16 protein-coding genes and 1 pseudogene are annotated in these 26,847 nt (G+C 41.5%); 11 read left to right on the top strand and 6 right to left on the bottom strand.

Features of this window, described 5'->3' with window-relative positions; all coding sequences use genetic code 11:
• Positions 1-620 precede the first annotated feature (620 nt).
• Both ACFG4S_RS13090 and ACFG4S_RS13095 read left to right on the top strand, forming a co-directional pair.
• On the top strand, positions 621-1,262 hold the full coding sequence (locus tag ACFG4S_RS13090; RefSeq protein ID WP_392535213.1) for an MOSC domain-containing protein: 642 nt from the start codon (positions 621-623) through the stop codon (positions 1,260-1,262).
• 154 nt (positions 1,263-1,416) lie between these two features.
• A pseudogene (locus ACFG4S_RS13095) lies at positions 1,417-1,689 on the top strand (transposase); the annotation flags it as partial.
• A gap of 64 nt (positions 1,690-1,753) precedes the next feature.
• Here ACFG4S_RS13095 and ACFG4S_RS13100 read toward each other — a convergent pair.
• Positions 1,754-2,257, bottom strand: coding sequence for a YcxB family protein (locus tag ACFG4S_RS13100; protein ID WP_392535214.1), 504 nt, complete (start codon positions 2,255-2,257; stop codon positions 1,754-1,756).
• A 628-nt stretch (positions 2,258-2,885) separates the two neighbouring features.
• Here ACFG4S_RS13100 and ACFG4S_RS13105 point away from each other — a divergent pair.
• Positions 2,886-8,345 carry an AAA family ATPase gene (locus tag ACFG4S_RS13105; RefSeq protein WP_392535215.1) on the top strand — a complete coding sequence of 1,820 codons (5,460 nt, stop codon included), beginning with the start codon at positions 2,886-2,888 and terminating at the stop codon, positions 8,343-8,345.
• Between the two features lie 194 nt (positions 8,346-8,539).
• Here ACFG4S_RS13105 and ACFG4S_RS13110 read toward each other — a convergent pair whose 3' ends face one another.
• Genes ACFG4S_RS13110 through ACFG4S_RS13120 form a run of 3 tightly spaced genes read right to left on the bottom strand, consistent with a single transcriptional unit; the run spans position 8,540 to position 14,246 of the window.
• A complete protein-coding gene (locus ACFG4S_RS13110; RefSeq protein ID WP_392535216.1) occupies positions 8,540-11,215 on the bottom strand; it encodes an NHLP bacteriocin export ABC transporter permease/ATPase subunit in 2,676 nt (891 codons plus the stop codon).
• Positions 11,208-13,484: a CHASE2 domain-containing protein gene (locus ACFG4S_RS13115; RefSeq protein WP_392535217.1), complete on the bottom strand. Its 2,277-nt coding sequence runs from the start codon at positions 13,482-13,484 to the stop codon at positions 11,208-11,210. The genes ACFG4S_RS13110 and ACFG4S_RS13115 overlap by 8 nt, the downstream gene beginning before the upstream one ends.
• A gap of 3 nt (positions 13,485-13,487) precedes the next feature.
• Positions 13,488-14,246, bottom strand: a complete 759-nt coding sequence (locus ACFG4S_RS13120; RefSeq protein WP_392535218.1) for a DUF928 domain-containing protein — start codon at positions 14,244-14,246, stop codon at positions 13,488-13,490.
• Between the two features lie 488 nt (positions 14,247-14,734).
• On the opposite strand from ACFG4S_RS13120, the gene ACFG4S_RS13125 reads away from it, so the two are divergent.
• From ACFG4S_RS13125 to ACFG4S_RS13135, 3 genes are all read left to right on the top strand, one after another.
• Positions 14,735-15,763, top strand: a complete 1,029-nt coding sequence (locus tag ACFG4S_RS13125) for a cyclic nucleotide-binding domain-containing protein (RefSeq protein WP_392535219.1) — start codon at positions 14,735-14,737, stop codon at positions 15,761-15,763.
• Between the two features lie 383 nt (positions 15,764-16,146).
• Entirely contained in the window at positions 16,147-17,589 is a 1,443-nt protein-coding gene (locus ACFG4S_RS13130) for an NHLP bacteriocin system secretion protein (protein WP_392535220.1), read from the top strand.
• Positions 17,590-17,741: 152 nt separating this feature from the next.
• Positions 17,742-19,874 carry an NHLP family bacteriocin export ABC transporter peptidase/permease/ATPase subunit gene (locus ACFG4S_RS13135; RefSeq protein WP_392535971.1) on the top strand — a complete coding sequence of 711 codons (2,133 nt, stop codon included), beginning with the start codon at positions 17,742-17,744 and terminating at the stop codon, positions 19,872-19,874.
• On the opposite strand, the gene ACFG4S_RS13140 is transcribed toward ACFG4S_RS13135, so the two are convergent.
• Positions 19,854-20,861 (bottom strand): cupin-like domain-containing protein, encoded by a 1,008-nt coding sequence (locus ACFG4S_RS13140; protein ID WP_392535221.1) that lies wholly within the window; start codon positions 20,859-20,861, stop codon positions 19,854-19,856. The two genes, ACFG4S_RS13135 and ACFG4S_RS13140, sit on opposite strands and share 21 nt — an antisense overlap.
• 133 nt (positions 20,862-20,994) lie before the next feature.
• Here ACFG4S_RS13140 and ACFG4S_RS13145 point away from each other — a divergent pair, with 133 nt between their 5' ends.
• The 4 genes from ACFG4S_RS13145 to ACFG4S_RS13160 all read left to right on the top strand — a co-directional run bounded on the left by ACFG4S_RS13145 (position 20,995) and on the right by ACFG4S_RS13160 (position 25,942).
• Positions 20,995-21,837 carry a thiopeptide-type bacteriocin biosynthesis protein gene (locus ACFG4S_RS13145; protein ID WP_392535222.1) on the top strand — a complete coding sequence of 281 codons (843 nt, stop codon included), beginning with the start codon at positions 20,995-20,997 and terminating at the stop codon, positions 21,835-21,837.
• A gap of 343 nt (positions 21,838-22,180) precedes the next feature.
• Positions 22,181-22,543 carry a hypothetical protein gene (locus tag ACFG4S_RS13150; RefSeq protein WP_392535223.1) on the top strand — a complete coding sequence of 121 codons (363 nt, stop codon included), beginning with the start codon at positions 22,181-22,183 and terminating at the stop codon, positions 22,541-22,543.
• A gap of 511 nt (positions 22,544-23,054) precedes the next feature.
• Positions 23,055-24,239: a YcaO-like family protein gene (locus ACFG4S_RS13155; RefSeq protein ID WP_392535224.1), complete on the top strand. Its 1,185-nt coding sequence runs from the start codon at positions 23,055-23,057 to the stop codon at positions 24,237-24,239.
• An 8-nt stretch (positions 24,240-24,247) separates the two neighbouring features.
• Positions 24,248-25,942, top strand: coding sequence for a TfuA-like protein (locus ACFG4S_RS13160; protein ID WP_392535225.1), 1,695 nt, complete (start codon positions 24,248-24,250; stop codon positions 25,940-25,942).
• Here ACFG4S_RS13160 and ACFG4S_RS13165 read toward each other — a convergent pair.
• The gene (locus ACFG4S_RS13165) at positions 25,890-26,324 is read right to left on the bottom strand and encodes a hypothetical protein (protein WP_392536161.1); all 435 of its coding nucleotides are present in this window, start codon (positions 26,322-26,324) and stop codon (positions 25,890-25,892) included. The genes ACFG4S_RS13160 and ACFG4S_RS13165 overlap by 53 nt on opposite strands.
• Between ACFG4S_RS13165 and ACFG4S_RS13170 the strand changes: the two genes are divergently transcribed.
• Positions 26,206-26,466, top strand: a complete 261-nt coding sequence (locus ACFG4S_RS13170) for a WD40 repeat domain-containing protein (RefSeq protein ID WP_392535972.1) — start codon at positions 26,206-26,208, stop codon at positions 26,464-26,466. The genes ACFG4S_RS13165 and ACFG4S_RS13170 overlap by 119 nt on opposite strands.
• Positions 26,467-26,847 lie beyond the last annotated feature (381 nt).

The following is a 26,847-nucleotide window of genomic DNA, read 5'->3' on the forward strand; positions in this document are numbered from 1 at the left end:
TTTAAGTGTATTTATCTTTTGTAATATAGTTTGATTTATTCTTGCCGACTTATGTTAGAGGAAGAAATGGGCGATCGCCGCTGATGAATTTATAAAATCTCAACCCATATAGCCAAATAATATTTTAAACTTTAAGTTTTTCAGGGACTGAAAAATAAAAAAATATCCCACTGTTCACAGTCAATACTTCGGCTCATTTCGGCTACGCTCAATGGTATAAACAGCATATACGAGCAGAGGGTCACGGTTGTGGAAACGATAGAGAGTACGGAGATTTACAGGACATAAATCGTACAGCGAGCTTTGCTTGACGGGCAGAACGCTTACTAGTCTGAGGTAATTCGATTTCCTGTTTCAGACTGATAGGTTGGCTTTCCAGTTTTGACCAGAGACGCTCGCTGTTCAGTATTTATACTCGATACTGGACATTTTGCCCTGGAAGAAGAAGGCGATGCATCGCAGACCATATCCGTCGCTTCATTACAACTCACCTTGTAAAGGGGGACATCATGCACCCCCAGGAAATAATCTAAGTATAATTTAGATGCGTTTGCTCCTTTAATTAACTTATTTTTTGATTCAATTTAAATACTTGACTATTGACCCAATTTAAAATTCTTATGAAACTCATCTCTGTAAACGTCGGACTGCCGCGTGAAGTGACCTGGAAAGGGAAAACAGTTAGCACTGGAATTTTTAAAGAACCAGTTAGCGAACGGGTGATGGTGCGATCGCTCAATTTAGACGGTGATGGACAAGCCGATCTAACCGTTCATGGAGGAGAAGATAAAGCAGTCTATGTCTATCCGTTCGAGCATTACGATTACTGGCGAGGTGAATTGCCCGATATAGAACTGCCTCTAGGCATCTTTGGTGAAAATTTCACGACCACTGGACTCAGAGAAGAGGAAGTGAACATTGGCGATCGCTTTCATATCGGTACTGTAAAACTGATGGTGACACAACCTCGCCTACCCTGTTACAAACTTGGGATTCGGTTTGGACGACCTGATATCATTAAACGATTTCTTGCAAGTCGTCGAACCGGATTTTACTTTCGTGTTTTGCAAGAGGGCCAAGTCGGAGCCGGAGACACTTTAGAGTTGGTGAGTCGGGATAGCAACAATATTACTGTTGCTAATATTACTCAGCTTTATACTCGTGAGCAGAACAATCCAGAGTTACTTCACCAAGCTGCTCAACTTGAAGCCTTACCCGAAAGCTGGCGCGACTACTTTCAGGAGCGAATGGCACTAAGTTAAGATGCAGCCCTTGCCCCAAATGATTTCCAGCCTCCAGGCTGGGAAAGCATTCCCTGAGGCTGCGCCTCTTCTTTTTTGACGAGAGACACTAGTACAGCTTTGCATAAGTTCGTAACTTTTTTAAACGCAGAGGCAAAGGCATAGATGGACAGAAAGTCAAAATGATCGTAGCGTTTCGATTCATACCGACGAATTATTGTTAAAAGAACTAAGAGAGCGCCAAAACACACCCCAAGGGAGGGCTAAACTCCGCGAACGTGTTTCCGTCGAACACTATTTAGCTAAAATCGGGCAGTAGCAAGGCGAGCAAGCTCTTTACATTGGTCTACGCAAGAATCTTTTTGATTTACGACGTATGGCGGTTGTTCATAATCTTCATGTTTTGCCTCAAATCCTACTTATCAACCCAATCAGAACAACCCTATAATTATACTTACTTGTCAATAACTTCTACTGGACTGGCTCTCTAGAACCGAATTTCTCTATTACCTCTATTTATTAGGTAATTTTGCACGCAATAATTCTCGAAATTCATTGGCTTGTTCATCACTAATAAAAGCCCGTTTGGGAAACATATTTAAGCAATTGCGAGATTGGTAAACCATAAATAAATTTGGAGTTTCTCGCCAGTGTGTATAACCAGACCATTGCATTTTTGATTCTGATAAGGGTGTAGTGATTTTTAATTCTTCGTCACTCGTTTCAACACTGATTTCGTTTTTCAAATTAGGTTGACTATTCCAAGTACGCTTAATCAAAAAATACCGAATCACATAAGTAGCAAAATATGCGACAACTACTATCAACAAATTAGGTAAAATCGCACTCAGTAAGATTTCTTGGAAAGAGACATGCCCTTGTGATAATAAGGGAAATAGAGATATTAATATTAAAACTCCAGTAAAAATTAAGTAATACTTCATTATTCTTGTTTTTGCATCAACTTCATTTGCTTCTTTCACGTCGTTTATATTGAGGCGATATTCAAATTTCATGGTAGATTCCTCACTTGTTTTTTGGAGAATTAGGCAAATTTGTAGCCTAGTACTTTGTTCTAAAGTATCAAGAGTTTGCCAATTGCTATCTCACACATCCAAAACTGTTGTTGAACGAACATAATCTAGCTTCAAAAAGAAATTAGAAAATGCATATTTTCGTCAAAAATATGTCGACCAATGGAAATAATCATTAACGAACTGTTCGATACTAACAGGCGATTTTTGGAACATCAACGCGGGATGATTTCATGTAGAAACTACACCGATGTTTGTCTTCATATCTGGATGTTCTTGCCTTTGCTGAATGATTTGTTCGGGGTGAAAATCTTAAATTCATCAAAACTTAGGTTTAGTAATGGTTTTAGCCATTCTCCTAAATTTACATTGAACTATCACCCCGCTCTAAAAACTCTATTTTTATGCGATCGCGCAAAGTCAAAAGTATAGTACTTTTATATTGTAAACAAGAACCCTTACTAAATCGTTCAGCTTTTTTCTAACTCCATTTAAAGTGGGCGAACTGGGAGTCATTAATCATGTATACAAGTTACGGAATGTTTATTTTGCCAAATTATTGGGAAATATTAAAGTTATAAACTTCTTGTAAAGATTTTAACTTGACGCTATGACGACACTGGCAGCAATCCCCGATTCAAATCTATTGCCGTATATCCGTGGTTATGCCATTGTTGAGCAGCTCTATGCAGGTTCTCAGACAATAGTTTATCGAGCAGTGCAGGAGTCAAGTCAGCGTCCAGTGGTGATTAAACTATTACGGCAAGACTACCCCACCTTTAGCGAATTATTACAGTTTCGTAACCAGTATACAATTACCAAAAATCTCAATATTCCTGGCATAATCCATCCATTAAGTCTAGAAGCATATGGTAACAGCTATGCCTTAGTAATGGAAGACTTTGGCGGCATTTCCCTACGGGATTATACCCAAAATTATTCTCTATCTTTACGGGAAATTTTAGAAATAGCCCGACAAATTGCTGATATTCTCCATGATGTCTGCCAACATCGAGTCATCCACAAAGATATCAAACCTGCTAATATTCTGATTCATCCAGAATCGCACCAAATCAAGCTGATTGACTTCAGTATTGCCTCTCTCCTCCCGCGCGAAAACCAGGAAATCCAAAATCCAAATGTGTTGGAAGGAACCCTTGCCTATCTTTCGCCAGAGCAAACCGGACGAATGAATCGTGGTATTGATTACCGCAGTGACTTCTATGCTTTAGGTGTGACATTATACGAACTTTTGACCGGACAATTACCGTTTGAGTCCCATGACCCAATGGAGTTAGTACACTGTCATTTAGCCAAGCTCCCACTTGCCGCACACAGCATTAATCCAGAAATACCAGCGATCGCCTCAGAGATAGTATTGAAGTTGATGGCGAAAAATGCTGAAGATCGGTATCAGAGCGCCTTGGGTTTGAAGCATGATTTAGAATGCTGTCTCAATCAATGGAAAGTAACGGGGAGAATAGAAACCTTTGTCCTAGGACAAAGGGATGTGTGCGATCGCTTCATTATCCCCGAAAAACTCTATGGGCGAGAAACAGAAGTTGCAACCTTGCTGAAAGCTTTTGAGCGCGTCGCTAATGGCAGTTCAGAAATGATGCTAGTAGCAGGATTTTCCGGGATTGGTAAAACTGCGGCGATCAATGAAGTCCATAAACCGATTGTCAGACAACGCGGTTACTTCATCAAAGGTAAATACGATCAGTTGCAGCGTAATATTCCGTTCAGTGCCTTTATGCAAGCCTTTCGTGATTTGATGGGACAATTGCTGAGTGAGAGTAATGTCCAATTGGCGGCGTGGAAAGCGAAAATTTTGGCGGCCGTGGGTGAAAACGGACAAGCGATCGTTGATGTGATTCCTGAACTAGAGCGAATTATCGGTCAACAGCCCCCAGTCCCAGAACTATCTGGTAATGCTGTCCAAAATCGTTTCAATTTGCTCTTTCAGCAATTTATCCAGGTTTTCACCACCCCTGAGCATCCGCTAGTGATATTTCTAGATGACTTGCAATGGGCAGATTCGGCTTCTCTGAACTTGCTGCAATTATTGATGAGTGAAGCCAGTTCTGGATCTTTACTTATTCTGGGTGCCTATCGAGATAATGAAGTTTTTCCGACTCATCCCTTGATACTGACGCTGGAGCAGATTCAGCAAGCCCAAGCTATCGTCAATACGATTACCCTGGAACCCTTGGTGGAAATAACAGTGAATCAGTTGGTGGCAGACACCTTGAGTTGTCCCAAGGAACTGGCTCAACCCCTGACGCAATTGGTATACCAGAAAACCCAAGGGAATCCGTTTTTTACAACCCAGTTTCTCAAAGCACTGCACGAGGAAGGTTGGATTCAGTTCCAGCCAGAACTGGGTTACTGGCAATGTGACTTGGTTTCCGTGCGGCAATTGGCATTGACCGATGGAGTGGTAGAGTTCATGGCATTGCAGTTGCAGAAACTTCCAATGGAGACACAGGAGGTTTTGAAACTGGCGGCTTGTATTGGCAACCAATTTGATTTGAAGACCTTGGCAAGGGTCTCTGAAACATCACTTGTTGATATGGCGACTAACCTATGGAGGGCATTACAAGAAGGGCTGATTCTCCCCATTAGTGAAACCTACAAGTTCTTCCAATCAAATGACTCAGACAACATCGATCGCGGTGGTGAGATTGTCGTTTCTTATAAATTCTTGCACGATCGCGTCCAACAAGCTGCCTACGGTCTGATTCCAGAAGATCAAAAACAGTCTACCCACTTTAAAATCGGGCAACAACTGTGGGCAAATACGCCTGAAGCAGAGCGAGAAGGCAAAATTTTTGAAATTGTCAATCAATTGAATTACGGTCTGAGATTGACGGCTCAAAACACTTCTCCCGGATTGTTGAATGCACAAAATGGTGACGAAATCTCCAGATTGCAAGAATTGGATCTAGCTCAACGGAATGAACTGGCTCAAATGAACTTGCAAGCAGGACAAAAAGCCAAGGCAGCAACCGCCTATGAAACGGCAAGTAAATACTTCACAGCAGGGCTGGCAGCGCTCCCCGAAAACGGTTGGGAAAATAGTTATGACCTAACCCTTGCCCTTTATACAGAAGCAGCTGAAATTGAGTACCTAACTGCCCATTTCGAGCAGGCAGAACAGCTTTCAGAAATTGTTCTTCAGCACGCTCAGGATTTGCTGCAAAAGGTGAAGATGTATGAAATCAAAATCTATTTCTACATTGCTCAAAATCAAATGCTGGCAGCGATCGACATCTGTCTACAAGTGCTGAAGTTTTTGGGTGAACCACTGTTTAAAGAACCCCCACAGGAGTTAGCGATCGAGGATTTAATGAACCTGCCAGAGATGGTCGATCCGCACAAGTTGGCAGCCATGCGAATTGCGATCGCAATGGTCACTCCCAGCCTGAACGCTAAACCAGATATGTTACCACTGATTGCTTACACATTAGTGAACCTATCAATTCAATTTGGCAACTCGGCATTTTCGGCATTTGGCTACACCTTTTATGGTCTGGTTTTATGTGGTAGCCCCACTGGAATTGAAAGAGGTTATCGGTTTGGACAATTAGGATTAAAATTGCTGGAGCTATTCAATGACAGGAAATTACATGCAAAAGTGATTAACATTTTTGATGTGTTTGTACGGCACTGGCAAGAACCTGCTCGCAAAACGATCGCTTCTCTACGTGAAGCTATTCAGGTTGGATTAGAAATGGGTGATATAGAATATGCCTGTTACAATGCCGCCTCCTACTGCAACTATCTTTTCTTCGTCGGCGAAACACTGGAACGGGTGAATCAGCAACAGCAAAAATACATCGATATGTTGTTGAAATTCAAACAAGAGTATCAAATTTACTTCGGGCAGATTTGTCGTCAGCTCGTGTTGAATTTGATGGGAGCAGCAGAAGATCCCCTAATACTTGTTGGGGAGAGTTTCGACGAGCGAAAAATGCTGCCGATTTTAATTGAAACTCAAAACGGAACTCTCCTGTTCTTGCTCCATCTGGCAAAGACGATTCTTCTACTCATCTTTCAGGACTATCAGCAGGTACTCATCCATACTGAAGAAGCCGAAAAATACCAAAGAAACATGGTTGGCTTCTTGCAGTTTGCCGAACATAATTTCTACTACTCCCTTGCTCTTTTGGCTAAGTGTTCAAATGGCAATGAAGCAGAGCAACAATCGGCACTAGAAAAAGTTGCAGAAAACCAGAAATTGATGAGTCAGTGGGCACTCCACGCTCCCGCCAATTATCAACACAAATACGATTTAGTTGAAGCAGAGCGGGCAAAAATTTTGGGTCATTTAGACGCAATGACCTACTATGAAAAAGCCATTCAGGGGGCAAAAGAAAACGGTTATATTCAAGAAGAAGCACTCAGCAATGAGCTGGCTGCCAAATTCTACCTTGCTTGGGGCAAAGAGAAGATGGCCGCAGACTATATCGAAGAAGCCTACTACTGCTACACCCATTGGGGTGCAAAGGCGAAAGTCGCCCATTTAGAACAACAATATCCGCAACTATTAACAGCCATTCTCCAACCGACTAATCTTGCCATCACACCTGGGTTAACCATCGCCTCAACTTTGATCAGAAGTGTAACTAAAAGCTCTAGCAAGCAAAATTTATACTTAGATTTGCAAGCAGTGATGAAAGCCGCACAAGCCATCTCTCAAGAAATTGAATTAGAGAAACTGTTGGCAACCTTGATGGAGATTACGATCGCCAATGCTGGCGCACAAATCGGTCATTTAGTTCTTTGCCAAGAGGAACAATGGTTAGTTGTAGCTCAAGGCGATCGACAACTGGTAAAAACCTTAGAAATTCCCCTAGAGCAATACCCAGAAATTCCCCAAAGTTTGATTTATGCAGTCGCAAGAACTCAAGAGACGGCTGTGTTTGAAAACTTGAGTACAACAGTGCAATTTGCCAGCGATCGCTACATCATCACTCACCAGCCCAAATCAGTTTTATGCACTCCCATTAGTCGCCAAGGAAAACTCAGTGGTATTTTGTACTTAGAGAACAACTTAACTTTAGGCGCTTTTACCAGCGATCGCATCGAGATTCTCCAACTTCTAACTAGTCAAGCCGCGATCTCTGTGGAAAATGCCCGTCTGTATCAAAAAACTGAAAACTATTCTTACATCCTAGAAGCAGAGGTAGAACACAAAACCCAAGCTCTTAATCAAAAAGCCCAAGATTTAGAGCAGACCTTGAAAAAATTGCAGCAAACTCAAGGACAATTAATTCATAGCGAAAAAATGTCATCCCTAGGTCAATTGGTAGCTGGTATTGCTCACGAAATTAATAATCCAGTTAATTTTATTAAGGGTAATCTTACCCATACAGAAAATTACATTCAAGACATGATGCGTTTGCTGACACTTTATCAACAGGAATATCCCCAAGCTAATCCAGCTATTCAAGCGATGAAGGAAGAAATTGAGCTTGATTTTCTGTTTAAAGATGCCAATAAAACCTTAGAATCTATGAAGATTGGTAGCGATCGCATCAGCAAAATTGTTCAGAGTTTACGCAACTTTGTTCGCTTAGATGAAGCGGAAATCAAAGCTGTAGATTTACACAGTGGTATTGAAAGCACGCTGTTAATTTTGCAACATCGCTTACAAGCTTCTGAAAATCAACCCGAAGTGCGCGTCATTAAGGAGTATGGCGATCTACCTTTAGTTACTTGCTATCCTAGCCAGTTGAATCAAGTCTTCTTGAATATTATTAACAATGCCATTGATGCGATTCGAGATAATCCCCAAAGCAGCGAACATCCAGAAATTCGGATTTGTACTGGAGTGATAGATCGTGAATGGTTACGAATTGCGATCGCCAATACAGATAGTACGATTCCTGTGAGTCTGCAAGAGCGGATTTTTGAACCGTTTTTTACCACAAAGCCAGTTGGTCGTGGTCAAGGTTTGGGGTTATTTGTGAGCTACTCTATTATCCAACAACATCGCGGCACTTTAACTGTGCGTTCTCAGCCCACCGAGGGAACTGAATTTGAGATTGTTCTCCCTATCTATTGAACATTTACAGCGTTTTTCAGATAAATGAAGTACACACGTAGGGGCACAGCACCCAAGAACAAGCCTGGAAAGGGCTGAAACTGAAAATGCACCAAGGCTTGGAACAGTTTAAAATAATCGTTTCAGATAAAATGCTCTGACCAAAGCTGCTGACGAAGATAAAGTTTTTCGTCTTCTTTGCACTCCCTGAACGGTTACGCCATTTGTCGTGCCATCAGATTAGCAAATAAGCCCTTTTGATTCACTAATTCTTCAAACTTACCTTGCTGAACAACTCGACCAGCTTCAATCACATAAATTCGGTCAGCGTTGCGGATAGTACTAAGGCGATGGGCGATAATTATGCGCGTTACTCCTAACTGGTCTAAGCTGGTACTAACTATCGCTTGAGTACGATTATCTAAAGCACTGGTAGCTTCATCAAAAATTATAATTCTCGGTTTTAAGACTAAAGCACGAGCAATTAGTAGCCTTTGACGTTGCCCACCAGAAAGATTTGTACCCCCCTCCGAAATGACTGTGTGCATCTCCATTGGCATTGACTTAATATCATCGGCAAACCCAGCCATACGTACTGCTTCCCAGGCTTCTTCCATTGTCACCAATGCACCACTAGAAATATTTTCAAAAATTGAGGCGCTATTGATGCGACCATTTTGCAGTACTACACCAATCTGTCTACGCACGGACGATATATCTAACCCTGATAAGTCTTGACCATCATAGTAAATCGTGCCATCTTTTGGCGTTTCAAATCCCAATAACAGCCTAATAATCGTTGATTTGCCACTACCAGAAGGCCCTACCAAAGCAATCAACTCTCCTGGTTCTGCCTGAATTGTTAGATCATCTAAATTAAGGGGACCATCTTCGCGGTAGCGGAAAGTCACACGATCGACTTTTACTTTACCCGTTAATCGTCCTGGATCGCTTTTGCTCTGGTCTATTTCTGGTTGAGCCTGAAAGATGGGCTTGGCACGTTCCCAAAAAATGCTGATATCTAATATGCTGATTATGGTGTTACTTAGCTGAGTTGCCCCAGTGATAAATATGGCAAAAGCAGAATTAAATGCTAAAAATGTACCTGTAGATAATCCTGTTCCGCTTTCAGATGGGGCTTGTGTAATTAACGTAACTGCTAGCCAAAAAATAATTATCGAGCTGACAGTTGGCATGGCAGTGTTAAATATCGCTAAGACATCTTCAATTATCTCTGTACTCAGTTTGAGTTGTAGCTGCTGACTATACTTTTTTGCCCAGTAGGCAAAAGCGCGGTCTTCTGCATTGGTGACTCGAAGTTTGGACACACCAGCAACCATCTGTACAGTAAAACCAAAAATTTCTCCCTCTATTTCTTCTAAAGAACGCAACTTTTGGCGGCTAAGTAAACCTGAGATTGTAGTAAAAACGATCGCCACCAACGCTACTGCTACTACAACTAAAGCTAGACTGGAACTGTAGATAAACAATAGTCCCAGATTTAGTAGAGAGAAGAAACTGGTAAAAACAGTGCGTAGCACTGTGTCGTTGAGTTTTTGGCGGATTTGAGTGATTGCGGAAACACGAGATTGCAAATCCCCAATTGAATATTCACGAAAGAAAGATACGCGCAGATTAAACAATCTATCCCATAAAGCTGCTTGGGAATCTAAACTGGCTTTACTTTCTAATCTCAGACCCGCAAAACCTTGGGCGATTTGAAAAATTATCGTCCCAAAGCTGGCGGCTATTAAACCCAAGCCGATTTGCACTAACAACCCTCTATCTGCATCGGGAATGACGGAATCGATGAGGATAGCAGTTGCTAAGGGGGTTAACATTCCTAACAATGCACCGACAACGCCAGTGAGGAAGATAACAATGAGTTCTCGAATTTTCCCCTTAAAGGCAAACAGAAGTAAGTCGATCGCAGTTAAATTGTTTTCGGGTATGGGACGATAAAATACATAGGCCAAGGGAGCTAGTTGTTGAGCAGTACGATTATTTACAGGTATGCGAAGGTGCTTCTCTGGGTCAAAGATTTCGTACTTTCCTACCCCTGCTGGTAGCAATGCAACAGGACAATTATCTTGATTAGTATATGCTAATAGAGGTCCGCTATCTTTTTGCCACCATCGGTCATTGAGCAATACCCGTCGGATGCGTATTCGGGATGCACGGGCGATCGCTTCTAATGGTTCTTTAATCCGTTTCATGTCTTCAGAACGCACAGGTGGCAGAATTTTAATTCCTAATGCCCTTCCGACTGCACCTGCGGCAATCAGCAACGGTGTCCCTGCCTGCATCAATTCGGCTTGCTTGGGTTTGAGGACTGAGGCTAACTCTCCTAAGGCATTAACTTTGACCTGAGAGTTAAGTTGTTGCCGTGCTTGGAATTGAGTCCATTTTGCTGCCAATTCTTCCTGTTCTATTTGAGTCAGAATTTCGCAGAAATCACTGTGCAGTTGACTTAAAGTAAGTTTGATCGTGTTCCAGTTGGTAAGCTTTTCAGTGTGGGAGAAAACTGGCAGAATAGAAGAACTCTCACCTACACAACTTTGAATATTTTTCTCCCAAATCTGCACTAACTTAATAAAACTTTCTGCCTCATCTTTCTCCTGACTGATCCATTGTTCGCATTTTTGTGCAGATATTTGCAACAACACAGTCTCTTCTATTGATACTGCCAAAAGTTTATGGTTATTAGCAGATATGCCAAACAATGCTTCTCCCGCATTGGCGCTGAATAGATAACGGCGAGTACCCTCAATGCCTTCGTCAATGAGAATAGCAAAAACAGCGATCGCACCGGATTCAATTTGCCAAACTGTTAGCTGATTGTCTAATACTAGGGATTGATTATCTGTGAGCAGTAACTTAGAATCACTCATCTGGAGTTAGAGGTGCAATGGTTCTTTGGCGGAGGCGTAGGGCATTAAATTGCCCCTCTACTTCTGGTGGAATGTTGGTAAAACGAATATAAAAATTATCTGGTGCTGTCGTTTTGTCTAAAACTTTAGCATAGATATCTTCACTAATTTCAGCATTACCCTGCATAAATAAGTTCAGTTTCAGATTAGTAAAGGGCTGTAAAGCTAGAAAATTTACTGTAGAGTCATAACATACTTGCGCCCCCTTAGCTGATAGCTTTACTAACTTTCCCTCAATAACAGTGTTATTTACATCTTTTCCATCCAAAACTGTATATTTTAAGGGAATTGCTTCTGGCAGTTCCAAGAAGACTTTATCTTCGTCTTCAGCAAGATATAAATTGTATTTTCCAGTAATTCCAGCTACATCATAAATTTTTATCGGTTGCTTCACCCCTTTTGCTTGTACTTCTTTGTGTCCAATAATTTTGACAATGGAACCAGTCTCATTAATCGTTGATTGCGAAGCAAAAATTTGTCCGCCGACTGTATACGATTCAATGCGATAGGTTAAATTAACTTGATCGCCGATAATTCCATATTTAGTCCGTTTTTCCGAACCAATATTACCGACAACTACTTCTGCTGTATTAATACCAATCCCCATTTCCAGCTTTGGGAATCCCATTTGCTGGATTTTTTTGTTCACTGCTTCCATTGCTAGTTGCATTGCCACCGCACAAGCGATCGCTCTTGTTGCATCATCTTTTCTAGTGATGGGAGCGCCGAACAAAACTAAAATTCCATCACCCATAAATTCATCAATCGTGCCTTGATACTGAGTGATAACATCTGCCATATATCCTAAATAAAGATTAATTACTTTAATTACTTCCTCAGCAGATAATCTCTCAGATATAGCTGTAAAACCTCTTAAATCAGAAGTGAGAATAGTAATTTTCTTACGTTCACCACCAAGCTTTAAACCTTCAGGATTTTCTAATAAATTAGCAACTACTTCATCGGTGAGATAACGACCAAAGGTTTTACGAATTTGTCCCGCAGTCCTGGCAATATAGGCAGTAACAGCAATTCCCGAACCAATTAATGTAAGTAATGGTGGGACAATAGGAATCCACCAACCTGCTAAAAAGGCTAGATAACTACTACCGACAAGACAGCATCCAGCTAGCAAAATACTAATCAAAGGTAATAATGATTTTCTTTTAGAAGTGGCGCTATATCTCTGTTGCCATCTTAATATTGCACCAACCAGTGACCAAAAAAAAATCCACAACCATTCCTGTAATTTACTCCATGTTCTGATTAACGGGCGGCGATCTAAAGTAGCGCTTAAAATTTGACTGATGGCATTAGCGTGAATAGTTACACCAGCCATTCGTTTAGGTGCTGTTAAGATGGTACTGCTATATGGTGTATAGAATAGGTCTTTGAGACTTTCTGCTGTGGGACCAATCAACACAATGCGCCCTTTTACTAAGTCCTTGGATATATGATTATCTAACACATCCATAATAGATATGTGCTGAAATTTTTCTTTAGAACTACGATAATTTATTAGTACTTGATAACCTTGGTCTTCAGCCCGGATATAACCACCATCATTACCTTGAAATAATGGGTAAACAACATTACCTGTTTTTACCAAATAATCTTTTGTTTGTCCGACATCAATTTGGCGATCGCTCAAATAAAGATAGGCAAGCTTAAAGGCAAAACTAAACACATTTTCGCCATTTTTATCTGCCAAATACATCAAACTGCGGCGAATTTTTCCATCCCCATCTAAGGGAAAATCATTTGCACCCACTTGACCAAGTTTTTTCAGCGCTGGTGGTGGCGCTACTGCCGAGCTATCTTCACTCTCAGCTACTTTTTGTACACCAACTAAATTTGGTGTAGACTCAAACACCTTAACTAATGATTGATGTCCAAAACCTACTGGTAAATCTCGATAAAAATCCAAACCAATCGCACTGGGTTTTTGTTGTTTTAAATTCTTTAAAACTTGTGCTAGCAAGCCGTCAGGCAAAGGCCAATAACCGCGCTTACCAAGTTTTTGCACATCAGATTCATTAATTTCTACAATCACAATCCGCGTATCAACAGGTTCTGGAGAACGTAACAGAAACATTTGATCCAGCGCTGCCAATTCTAACATCTGCAATAATCCACTCAAGCGCAGGATGAATACTAATGCTCCCACACTCGGAGCAGCGATGAAGATACCGCGATACTGCCAAAGTTGTTGCTTGATATGAATCCACATAAATTACTTAGTCTGGGAATTGCAGCTATTTACTAGAGGCTTAGAAACTAAATTGTTTAAACCCACTGACTGTAATAATGCTTGCCAATTAGCCAAAACTGTGCGATCGCTAGGTTCAGTAAGACGTTGCTTTACTAAAGTATCCAGCACTTCGTACCAAATACCAGCTGTAGCATACACTTGAGAAAGTTCTTTGGGATTTGTCCTGGCTATCTGCTTCAATAAATCAGCAGTAGGTTGGATTCGTTCTACCCAACCCTCAACACTGATTTCGTCTGCTAGTTCCTCTGGACTGGAAGCGATCGACATATACCAGTGATATTTTTTACCTACTTCGAGGCTTGGTGCTTTTGTTGGGAGAGTAAAACCAATAATTCCTGATTCATTAGGAAGTTTAAAAGTTGTTTCGTAGAATATACGGTTGTCTTCCAGGATTGAAAAATGAGCAGTTTGTCCTGGCATCTGCGGAACAAACCAATAAAATGTCGGATGTTCTGCAAAGGTTAAACCTAGCTTATTTGGAGGCATTAACGGAATTAAAGTCCCTTGAGAGGAACCACCACGACTTCCCCCACCAGCCGTAGTTTGTGGTGCGTTTCGATTTGGTGGGATAAACCTCTGACTAATTTGCCAGTTCTGTAATCTCTGGAATTTAAGTGCTATTAGTGATTCAGCTCTTACCATTCTGGGCAAACTAGAGATTATTAATACCAGATAGATAGGAAATGCTGTAAATTTTACAAATTTTTGTATCCAAATCATATTAAGTTCTATTAATTTTCAATTATTTAACAAAGACAAATATTTGTGACAGCACGCAAAGGTGATATTTAGTTAAATTAACCACCAATGATATAATCTATATTAACTTTTGTCTAAAAAGCTTTGTTAAAGATTTTGCCAAAAATAATGAAGTAAGTAGAACTTAGCACAGCATTTCATTAATTCGTAGCATATAAACCGAAACAAGCTTTGCGTTCCTATCCTGCTGGAAGGTGTTCGCGTAGCGTCTCGTAGAGAAGCGCCTATGTGTTTCAATTTTACCCCTCAATGACCATAAATTTACGAAATTGTGTACTTAGTATGAGTAATAAGCTAGTTGTGGTAATTCTAGCTTTTCATTAACTTTTTATCACTTATGTAAACTAGCGATATTCAAAACTTACAAAAAACTAAAAAAAAGCTATATTTTGCGGTAATAAATGATTTAATTCCCTTTCTAATCAACTTTAAATCCTATGCTTAAACAAATGCTTCTTAATACTCCAAATTTCGCTGCCTTTAGGAAAATTGATATTGATTGGATGCTCAGTGTAGGCATATTTAAAGAGCATCATCCTCATCAAGTTCTCATTCAAGAAGGTAAAGAAATTAGTGATACACTAGAAATTTTGTTAGAGGGAGCATTAAGTATTTGTGTGTCTCCCACAGGCAAGGTCAAAGACTTACAAGAAATCGATCGCGTATCGCCAGGGGAAATTGTAGAAATTTTATCTTTTATAGATAATCGTCCTCCATCTACTACTTTTATAGCTTTGGAATCTTCACGGGTATTAGCACTGCCAAGAGAATTATTACTTGAAAAACTGGAGCAAGATACAGAATTCGCTGCACATTTTTATCAAATAATATCTGTTTTACTGTCACAGCAGTTGCGGAGAATCACTGATTTTCTTGCCAAGAACAAAGTAGTTCCAGGAGAATCACTGCGAAAGGTTTTGTTTGTGTTTGCTATTTTGAACGGTAGCGATATTGATTGGATGATTTCCCAAGGAGTAAGAACTAAAGTTAATCCAGGTAAAGTCCTAATTGAAGAAGGAAAACCTGTTGAGGCATTATATATATTGTTAGATGGAAAGTTAGGAATTTTTGTTTCCACCCCACAGAATCCAGTTGCCGAAAAAGAAATTGCTCAATCCGTCAAAGGCGAAATTTTAGGGGAAATGTCCTTTGTAGAAGCAACAACTGCCTCTGCTACAGTCAAGGCAGTAGAATCTTCTATATTACTAGCTTTACCACAAGAGAAACTAGCTAAACAATTAAAGCAAAATACAGGATTTACAGCTCGTTTTTATCGAGCGATCGCTGTAGTTTTAGTAGATCGGATTCGCGATCGCCTGTTCCGCCGTGGATTTGGAAAATTGGCTTACCAACTAGATCAACTCTTAGCAGAAGATATGGAAGTTGAAGATGAACTCAACTTAGATACATTAGACAACACCGCCCTAGCAGGTGCTAGATTTGACTGGATGATTAAACGTCTGAATCGGGAATCTTAAAGAAGACAGGAGAAGAGGACGCAAAAACACAGTGAAATAACTCTCTGTGCGCCCCAATCCCCAATCCCTAGCGCGTGGTTATCAAAGTCTTAGATCCCCCCAACCCCCTTAAAAAGGGGGGGCAAAGAGTTTCTTAAAGTCCCCCTTTTTAAGGGGGATTTAGGGGGATCTAAAAAGTTAGAAGGCTAAACGAGTAGTTTGAAAACACGCTCTAGTAGTCCGCCAAGTCAACAATGCTTGGTTCGTAGTGAGCGCTGAAGCGCTCAAGCCAAGGACTAAAGTCCTCGCTACGAACTTATTCATCCATCAAAGTTGGTTTGGTGGACTACTAGTCCCCAATCCCCAGTCCCAAATCCCCATTCCCCAACCCCTCCCTCAAGCGAATGCCTGAAGAGCAAGATAGTATATTTCGCAAGGAATCACTGGAGCGTTTATCTTCTCCAGAAAGATTGGATCAGTTAATGCAGGTAGTCAATCCCATAGATTGGTTACCTTTGGCGACGCTGGGTACTTTTGTGTTGTTGGGATTATTTTGGAGTATTTTTGGACGTATTCCCGTCACAGTCACGGGAAAGGGAATACTTATTCAACCCAATCAAGTTGTCACTTTTGAGTCGCCAATTTCAGGACAGTTAAAAAGTCTGAATGTGAAAACAGGACAATGTATAGATCGAGGATATGTCATAGCAACGATCGATCCGACGGATCTGAAACAGCAATTGCAACTGCAACGCTCAAAACTGGGGCAATTACAAACACAAGAACAAAATTCATCCCTGCTTCAGCGACAACGTACTGCTAAAGAAAAAGAGGCGATCGCTTCTGCTAAAGCTAGTTATATTCAACGTTTGCGGGATACTCAAACTCTTACACCTGCATTTTATGAAAAAGGCTTAAATGCCATTCGCGAACAGCGCCTTAGTTTGCAGCAACGGCTCAATGATGCTGTAACTGTCGTACCGATACTCAAAGATAGATTGGAGAAGCGCCAGCAACTCGTAGATGCGGGAGCCATTGCCAAAGATACATACTTACAAGCAGAGCAAGAATATAAACAAGCAACGCAAACTGTCTCTGATATCAAAGTGCAGCTCAAGCAATTAGATGTACAAGAAACAGAAGCCCAGCAGAGATACTTACAAAATTTGAGTTCTGTAGGCGAACTGCAAGCGCAGTTAAAAGACTTAGAGACTAAGAGCCAACGTATCGATCAAGAAAACGTAGAAACTCTTAATACCAAAATTAATCAGATTCAAGAAGTTAATCGAGCGATCGCTCAACTAGAAAAACAAATATTAGAAAATAGCCAAATCATTAGCCCTAGTAGCGGCTGTGTATTAGAAGTGACTGCTTTTGTTGGACAAGTTACTAGTCCGAAAACTCCGCTTGTCACCTTGAACGTCGGTGACAAAAAGACTTCACTAATTGCCCTCTCCTACTTTCATGTCCAAGATGGCAAACAAATTCAACCAGGAATGATCGTGCAAATCACCCCCACTTCCGTGAAAAGAGAACGTTTTGGCGGTATTGTCGGCAAAGTTACCTCTGTTTCTCCCTTACCTGTGACTAAAGAAGGCGCAAAGTCTGTGATTGGCAATGCCGATGTAGTAACAAACATCTTGTCAACTGGTGGCGGAGACATAGAAGTGCGAACCGAAATGGAACTAGCTCCATCCAACTTTAGCGGTTATCGCTGGTCTTCTTCCCAAGGGCCAAAATTAAAAATTTCTGCCGGAACAACTACCAGTGTTCGGGTTAAAGTAGCAGAGCAAGCACCAATTACTTATGTCTTGCCTATTCTTAGAGAATTTACTGGCATTAACTAAAGTTTTAGGGGAATGGTCTTGTGCAATTGATTCAGCAATTAGTATCCTTAATTCAAAAACTTAATCCCTTACGCCAAAAAGCCCCATTATTAGATTTAGAAACGCCATCAAGTCACATCCCTTCTCGCGTCAAAACTCCCACTCTATTGCAAATGGAAGCGGTGGAATGTGGAGCAGCAGCTTTCGGGATTATTTTGGCCTACCATCGTAAAATTGTGCCTTTAGCAGAACTGCGGCAAAATTGCGGTGTTTCCCGTGATGGTAGCAAAGCCTCTAACATGATCAAAGCTGCGAGAAACTATGGAATGCAAGCCAAGGGTTTTAAAAAGCAATTGGCACAATTACAACAACTTCCTCCGCCATACATTGTGTTTTGGAATTTTAATCATTTCCTAGTAGTAGAGGGATTTAAAAAAGATTGGGTTTATTTGAATGACCCAGCTACCGGACCGAGGCGAGTCTCCTTTAAAGAATTTGATGAAGCCTATACAGGGGTTGTCTTAGTAATGGAACCAGGCCCAGAATTCCAACGTGGGGGTCGCAAACCGAGCTTAATCGGCGCACTCTTTGACCGCTTGCGGGGTTCTTGGGGAGCCATTCTCTATTGTTTCTTAGCAGGATTTTTTCTAGTCATTCCAGGGTTAGTTTTACCAGTCTTTAATCAAATTTTTGTTGATAATATTTTGGTAGAAAATCGCACAGACTGGTTGCGCCCATTGGTTTTGGGAATGACGATCACAGTCATTATTCAGGTGTTACTGACATTACTACAAAGACGTTTTCTGAGAAAACTAAATATCAAATTATCGGTGGAAATGTCTGGGCAATTCATCTACCATATTCTTCGCTTACCAGTGGCATTTTATGCCCAAAGATTTGCCGGAGAAATTAGCAGTCGAATCAATATCAATACTAAAGTTGCAGAAGTGCTATCGGGACAGTTAGCCAGGACTGTAATTGATACCGTCATGGTGGTATTTTATGCCTTAGTCATGTTTGCTTATGATGGAGTGCTGACTGCGATCGCTATCTGTTTTGCGGCAATTAATATCTTGACTTTGCAGTGGATTTCCCGACAGCGCACAGATATTTATATGCGAATCATCCAAGACAGAGGCAAAGTTGCAGGGACAGAAATTGCTGCCCTTCAAAGTATGGAAACCCTCAAAGCATCAGCCTTGGAATCTGATTATTTCTCCCGTTGGTCAGGTTACTATACAAAATTTATCAACGGTCAGCAAGAGTTAGGTATTACCAATCAAGTACTAGGCATTTTACCTGTTTTCTTAATGAGTTTAAGCTCACTATCAGTTTTAGTTATTGGTGGTCTACGAGTCATGGATGGCCATCTCAGTATTGGGATGTTGATTGCTTTCCAAAGTTTAATGATTAGCTTTTTGACTCCAGTCAACTCTCTAGTCAATTTCGGTAGTACTTTACAAGAACTAGAAGGAGACTTAAATCGCCTAGATGATGTGTTGCAAAACGCAACCGATTCAGAATTAGATAGTCATAATTTACATACCTCAATACAGTATGGTTCAGTCTGCGAACTTAAAGGATATGTAGAATTAAAAAATGTTACATTTGGCTATTCACGGACAGATGGGCCTCTAATTCAAGACCTGAGTTTTCAACTTAAACCAGGGCAGAGAGTAGCGCTAGTTGGTAGTAGTGGTTCTGGTAAATCAACAGTTGCCAAATTGGTCGCTGGGCTGTATCAACCTTGGTCGGGAGAAATTCTCTTTGATGGTATTCCCAGAGAGCAAATTACTAGGGCGATACTTTCTAATTCCTTGGGAATGGTAGAACAGGAAATTTTTCTGTTCGCTGGTACTGTCCGAGATAATTTGACCTTGTGGGATGATACAGTGTCTAATTCTCAATTAGTCCGAGCTTGTAAAGATGCTGTTATTCATGAAGTGATTTTAGCTTTACCTGGAGGGTATGAAGGTAACTTACTTGAGGGTGCTGCTAATTTCAGTGGCGGACAGCGCCAGCGTTTAGAAATTGCCCGTGCATTAGTCAACGATCCCACAATTCTGATCATGGACGAAGCAACCAGTGCCTTAGATGCTGATACGGAAAAAATTATTGACCGAAATCTGCGTTATCGAGGCTGTTCTTGCATTATTGTGGCTCACCGTCTCAGTACCATCCGCGACTGTGATGAAATTATTGTTCTAGAAAAGGGTAAAGTAGTGCAACGCGGTACTCATCAAGAAATGTCGCAGCTTGATGGTTCCTATGCACGGTTGATTCGGTCAGAACAGGCGAGTGTTTAGCATCGCTTCACGTCTTCTCAACTCTCGAATATTTTTGATCGGCTCAAGACCAAGATATTGCCCCCGAATTCTTAGGGAAAGGTAGTTTAAAGTGTCCCGGCGATCGCTTTCACTCCCCGACCATGAATCGCTTACAGCCTCTAGTTTATTTAACCATTCTAGATGATGCGATCGCGCTTCTATCTCGTCTTGCAGCAACAGCGATAGGGACTGAACATCAACCGAGGGGGCTGGAAAAAGTTTAGCCAATCGCTGATTATAAGCATTGCGTCCCAAACGATAAGCAATTGACATGGCTGGTTCCAAGTACTCAATGTAGTGCCAGATCATCATCGGCATGAAAATAGTTTCACCAGGATAAAGTACCGCATCATAAGCGTTGGTATATCGGAGAAAATCTGTTTTCTCGGCTTCTGAGAAATTTTCCAGAAAGATACCACTGGTACGGCAGAGATTAGGCCGATCGATCGCATCTAGCTTTTGAGTTTCACGCGGATGAATCAATACAAATCGCTTTGTGCCAAAAACTTGAAACAACAAAACATTACGTTGATCGGCATCATAGTGCAAATGAGCATAATTATTGCTGGCAGCGACGAACATATTGGAGTATAGATCGCTTTCATCATTTAAATGTTGATATGAATTCAGGGGCAATAACTGAAGTAGCTTTTGGGGTGTAGGATACTCAACACAGATATCAAGAGTTGTGGGTTGTGCTTCTAGGAAATCAAGATATGCACCTAAATTCATCATTCGGGGAACATTAGCTGATGTCGAATTTAGCAGATCGGCAATGTAATTTGGACAGATTTCAACTGGGATGTCAGTCAGCCCTGTTTTTACCTTTTCCAGGCTATCCATCGGTCGCAGTGGTGAATTTTCAAAGAGATTGGTGATAATCGCTGGACGCTGGGGCAGAATATACTCTCGGTAAAAGACATCTGCTGGAGGTGCTTCGATACGGTCGATGTTGTCGAGAACCACGTTTTTTTATTGCTAACATGCCGTAATGCTGCTTTAAGCCAGCTTCTATTGTCAACCTTTCTTTTCTTGATTTAACATCAGTGAACTGAGGACTGGGGACTGGGACAATTTTGATGGGGATTCAGGAGTTTCGATGACCGACGAATTAACTTCAACTACACAATGTAGTAGTCAGGACTGGGAAAACGGAGATTGGGTACAACTTAATGTGGGACTCGTCAGGAATAAGGGTAATGCACTATCGAGTGCGCGTGCCCTTTTTGACCAACTCGAACCGTTAGTTACTCACTGGCGGAGTCATGATTTGTTGCCCTGTTTCTTCTTTATGAGAAAACCGCCAGATGTGCGGGCGCGTTTTTTTATAACAGTGGATCGGCAACAAGCGATCGCTGATATCTCCGATCGCATGTATGCACTTGGGCGTGAGAATTTAATTAATTTATTTTTCTTTAGTGACTATGAGCCTGAAACAGACCGATTTGGCGGGTTGCAAGCCATGAAGTTGGTTCATCAGCACTTCGACGCAGACACTTCATTATGGCTCATGCTTGACTATCTCGATCGACATAACCTTGGTGTTGTTTCCAAAGACTTACTTGTGCCAACTGTGTTGCACGATCTCTTTACCCGTACTCTGTCAGATCCGGTAGCTATTCTCGCAACCTGGCAGAGTTTAGCGGCTTTGATTTCCACACCTTCTGAAGCCACAATTCCAACAGTTGAACTGCTTTCTCTCGAAACTTTGTATGAGTCTCCAGAAGCAGAGATATTGCAAAAATATGCCACAGCTAACGACATACTTGCAAAGGAATTACTTAATCTCCAGCATCTTGGTCAATTGACTCAGGATCTAGTTGACATATTGGCCGCAGTTGCGATGTTCAATTTTCATCGCCACGGGTTTGATTCGCATCGTTCAGGAAAGCTGATTGCAGCGATAATCCGAACCCTTGAGGAAAAAAATGCAAAAAGATGAAATTCCTACAATCTATTCATTAGTTAGAAGATTAAAGATTTTTAGACGACGATTATGGAACATTTTAAGGTTCAAGTACGCACTAACTTGTCAATCTCAACGTTAATTTTTGTATATTGCTATACAAAAATAATGTTTTATTAGTTACAAAACTTGACTTAAACGATCTGGACATTAGACTATACTTCAAGCAATTATTGTATTGAACAATACTAGAATTTAAGTGATTGTTCTATAGCCTAGCGATTGGGGAACAATACTTTTGAAGTTAATGACCTGGCTTCAGATTTAGTTGCCTACTTCAAGCTAAAAGCTAAGTATCTTATCTTAAGGAGAGTTCAAAATGTCTCAGGAAAGCTTTGTCGAATACTATGAAACTTTTTTAGCCCAACCAGCCAATTCGCCGCTACGTGAAGCGTTGGATGCTACTGAAGCAGGTGAGTTTGCGAGAATAGCTGTTGAACAAGGTCAGACAAACGGTTTTGATTTTAACGCTGATGACGTAAAAGCGGTGATGGTTTCTGCAGAAAGAAAGGTTCTAGGTTTGTCAACTGCTTCTCCATCTGTGAATATCCGGTCTATTAATAGTGTTAACGGTATTAAAGCAAGACCAACTAACCGAGAATTGTCAGAAAACGAGTTAGAAAGTGTAGCTGGCGGACTGGCTTCATCCACAGTTAAAGAGACAGTTATGTGTTGCTGGTAGCCTTGATTTAATGCTGGCGGTGTCATTACAACTGCACGTTGTGACTTAAGGAAAGGCGTTGCTAAATTGCGACGCCAACCTTTTATTCTAAGAGGTTGTTTTAAAAGTGGTTAGCTGTGATTTTAGGCACTTATTAATCCCCCCTAGCCCACGCCAGTCGCTCATGGGGAAACCCCCTTCTCTACGAGACGCTCCGCGTTCGCATAGCGTTCCGAAGGAAAGGCGCTAGCCTCTCCCTTTGGGAGAAGACCGCGCTGGTTACCCTTAAAAAGGGGGGAAGCGGAGCAAAGTTCCCCTTTTAAAGGGGGATTTAGGGGGATCTAAAACGTTTTCGTACTGATAAGAAGACTTTTAAAACATCCTCTAATGATTTTGATATCGTAATTTTCAAAAGCGCTAATTATAACGTCATGTTTGATGTGCTTAATGTAACACAATAAATATCTTGAGATTCCTTCAAGCGAGAGTATTTATTATTACTCTCATTAACAGTTGAAAAAGAAACAAGCGAATGTGGCAAACTCTGAATGCTCCTAAGCTAAATCTTGACGGCACGTTTCGGACAGAACAACCTAATTCTACTTGGGAGAAGCTACAAGAATTTCTGGCTGCTTTTGGCATCACGCGTGTTGCAGACATTACTGGTCTTGACTGCATTGGTATTCCTGTTGCTCAAGCGATTCGTCCTAACGGAAAAGCTTTTTCTGGTTCTCAAGGCAAGGGAATTTCACTTCTGCTAGCGATGATCTCGGCGGTGATGGAATCTGTGGAGTCTTATCATGCAGAAAACCTGGCACAACCAGAGATGGTTGCCTCTTATGAAGAAGTCTGCCGACATCACCAGGCAATCGATCCTAGCGTTTTAGAACCAGGTAAGCGATCGCAGTCTTATCATCCTGCTCTACCGTTAGATTGGATTTGTGGAACCGATTTATTTACGAGTGAACCTGTTTACGTACCACAGGCGTATCTTGATTTAGACACCACAACTGAAAAACGTGATACTCATCTGTTCAGCACTTCTAGTAATGGACTAGCATCAGGAAACCATTTACTAGAAGCGATCGCTCATGGATTGTTTGAAGTCATTGAGCGCGAAGCTGAGTGGCGTTGGTGGCGCTTACCTCTGGAGGAACGGATTAACTGTTTGGTTGATAGTCAAACTATCCAGTCTCCGCTTTTGCAATCTTTACTCTATCAAGTTGAACTTGCCGGGGCGACAGCCGTGATTACTGATTTAACTTCGACTATAGGAATACCTACTTATAAATGCTTGATTAGCGATCGGGAAAACTGGCATGGACGACCGACAGCAGCAGGGTGGGGATGCCACAGTTCCAAAGAAATTGCTCTAGCGCGGGCGATTACTGAAGCGGCTCAGTCACGAGTAACTGTGATTGCAGGTAGTCGGGATGACATTCATCCAGAGAGTTATGCCCTTGGACACATCAGGATGCCAGGTAGCCCAGCGATGAAGTCTAGCAGCAAAAGACCGATCGCGACCCTAATTGATTTTGAGACCCAGCCTGAGCTAGCTTTTACCCCAACGTTTGCAGAAGAAATTCAACAAATTCTAACTTGTCTGAGTACTCAGGGATTTAAGCAAGCTGTGTTTGTCAATCATACGCGACCAGAGTATGGGATTCCAGTGGTTCATGTGATTGTACCGGGTATGCATCTCCCTTCGTCTTTGTAAAATCCAATATGCACTCGAATTCTTTGGAACCTAGTCAAATTCTCATCTTTCTTGGCCCCACCCTATCCGTTACCCAAGCCAGTCAAATTTTACCAGCCCGTTACCTCGATCCTGTCCGTTGTGGTGATATTCTTGCTTGTCTGCGGTTACAACCGCGTGTAATTGCCATTATTGACGGGTTTTTTGACCGCAGCGCTTCAGTTTGGCATAAAGAAATTCTCTGGGCATTAGAAGCAGGAGTGCGAGTATTTGGGGCAAGTAGTATGGGGGCGCTTCGAGCCGCTGAACTGGAAGCCTTTGGCATGGAGGGATTTGGAGCTATTTTTGCAGCCTACCGAGACAGACAGTACATCGGGGATGATGAAGTGGCAATTTTGCATAGCAACCCTCAATTCCAATACCAACCCTTAACTGATGCCTTAGTAAACATCCGCGCTACAGTTCAACTGGCGGTAGACAAAAATATTATCGATCGGGCGATCGCTAGTTTAATTATCAGTTGTGCCAAACGGCAGTTCTTCACTCAACGACATTTGAGCCAAGCAGTAGCTGATGCTGAGATGCAGGGGGGCGATCGCCAGATTCTAGCCCAGTTTTTGGAATTTGTGCAAAATGGCGGCTATGTGGATCAAAAACAGTCAGATGCCATTGAACTGCTGAAACATCTGGCCGCTATGGTTGGAGAAAGTGGTGGTACTGCTGCTAATCAGCAAGTAAAGTTTCAACTCAACAAGTCCATTTTTATAGAGGAACTTCAGGCTAGAGTTGCTATCCGTCCATTACGGACAGCATATTCCTGGTTGCCTCTGACTGAAAAATTAAGCCAAGAAGCCCGATTTCTCGGCAGGGTTTACATTCAATTGCGTAATCTTGCTGGACTAATTCGTTGGTGTGATGCTGTAGCCCAACAACAGAATCTGCAACCCTTGGAGGCTGATTTAGCTGATGTTTATAGTTCTCAAATATTGAGTGAACTAGAGTTAGATATGGATGCATCAGCAATACCAGTCTTAGTTGAACGTTTGGGTCGTATTCAGGCATTGCTTAAACTTTATAGTGCAGACGATACCTTTACCAAAAAGGTTGAGCAATTGCATCAATTTATCTTGATAATTGTTGGTAAGGATATCTCTTCAGATCGGCAAGAGACAACTAACGCAGATGCCGATATTGTGACTGCATTAGTGAGTTGTGAAGGTAGATTGTATCGTCAGATTGCTATTCTCTGGGCTTTAGCCGAACAGACAAACAGCCAATCGGAAGCGAGTTTGAGAATTAGCATTACTGAAAAAATTACACAACATTTTTTCCAAGAAAGGGGAGTTACTAACGAGGCTGAATTTCCGGCTTGGTTATCGAGCAATTCCTTCACTCCAGGGGAATTTTCTGAGATGATGGAAGCGATCGCGCGGCTAGAAGGATTTGTCAATGTACCCCGATGGTGGGGGCGAGGCATGAGCAACTATTTCTCAGTCACTGAGTGCTTTCTTCCTGATGCCTTAAGGCTGTCTGGATTTTATCCAATTTTAAGTAAAAAAGTTCAGTTATCTGAACAAACACAAAGCTGGGAAACCGATCTGAGAAACTGGTGTCAGGTAAATGCCTTTCCTCAGGCATGTAACATTACCCAAGTGGCTTTTTGGCTAGATTTTAGCGAACCAGAAGAATTTGTGAAAGTGTACAAATCTTGCGAGAAGTCGTAATATTCTGCTTCTCTTGCCGAGAATTGCTTGGGTTAGTAATTTTTCTATTTTCTTCAATCTGTTTATAATGATTTAGCAGAGATTCTTTGACTAAACGACTTTGCCAATAAGCCCACGAAATCTTACTGCGATAACAAAATAATCCCATCCAATCTTTATAAAATTCCGCAGCTTGTTTTGCACTCTCTGCATGAGGATAAATAGCAATAATCACATGACGATCGTTATTATTTAGATAGTTGGTTATATTTTCTGAGTGCCATATTTCAAAAACTTTTCCGTCTAAAAAAGTACCTTTTTCTGGTTGCCATAGCTCTTCGGTCAATAGCGTCGCATTTAGCCCCGATGGCAAGACCATCGTTTCTGCAAGTGATGACAACACCGTCAAACTTTGGAAGGTGTACCTAAATAACCTAGATGATTTAATCGTCTACAGTTGCGCTAGGGTAGGTGGTTATTTACAAAACAATCCCAATGTGAGCGATAAGCACCTTTGCGATGGCATTGGTACTAAGAGCGATTAGAATGTTCCCTTCGACTCCGCTCAGGAAACATTTTGTTTAGGGAAATCAATTACTGCTACTGCGATCGCACTGATTAAAACAGGCGATCGCTTCACTGCTATTTGCCGATCTAAACATTAACTGCTGTTCAAATTTTACAAAAATTATAAAAATTCAGCAAGAGCGTTTCCTGAGCAAAGTTGAAGGGAACACTTTCTTCACGTTTTCGTGTTTTGCACACTCTGTAGCAGCTTCCGTCTTCCTTGCAGCAGCTTCCGCCTTCACGTTTCCGTGTTTCGCGCACTTTGTAGTAGCTTCCGTCTTCCTTGCAGCAGCTTCCGCCTTCACGTTTCCGTGTTTTGCGCACTCTGTAGTAGCTTCCGTCTTCCTTGTAGCAGCTTC

Source organism: Nostoc sp. C117, assembly GCF_043099735.1.
Classification (GTDB): Bacteria; Cyanobacteriota; Cyanobacteriia; order Cyanobacteriales; family Nostocaceae; genus Nostoc.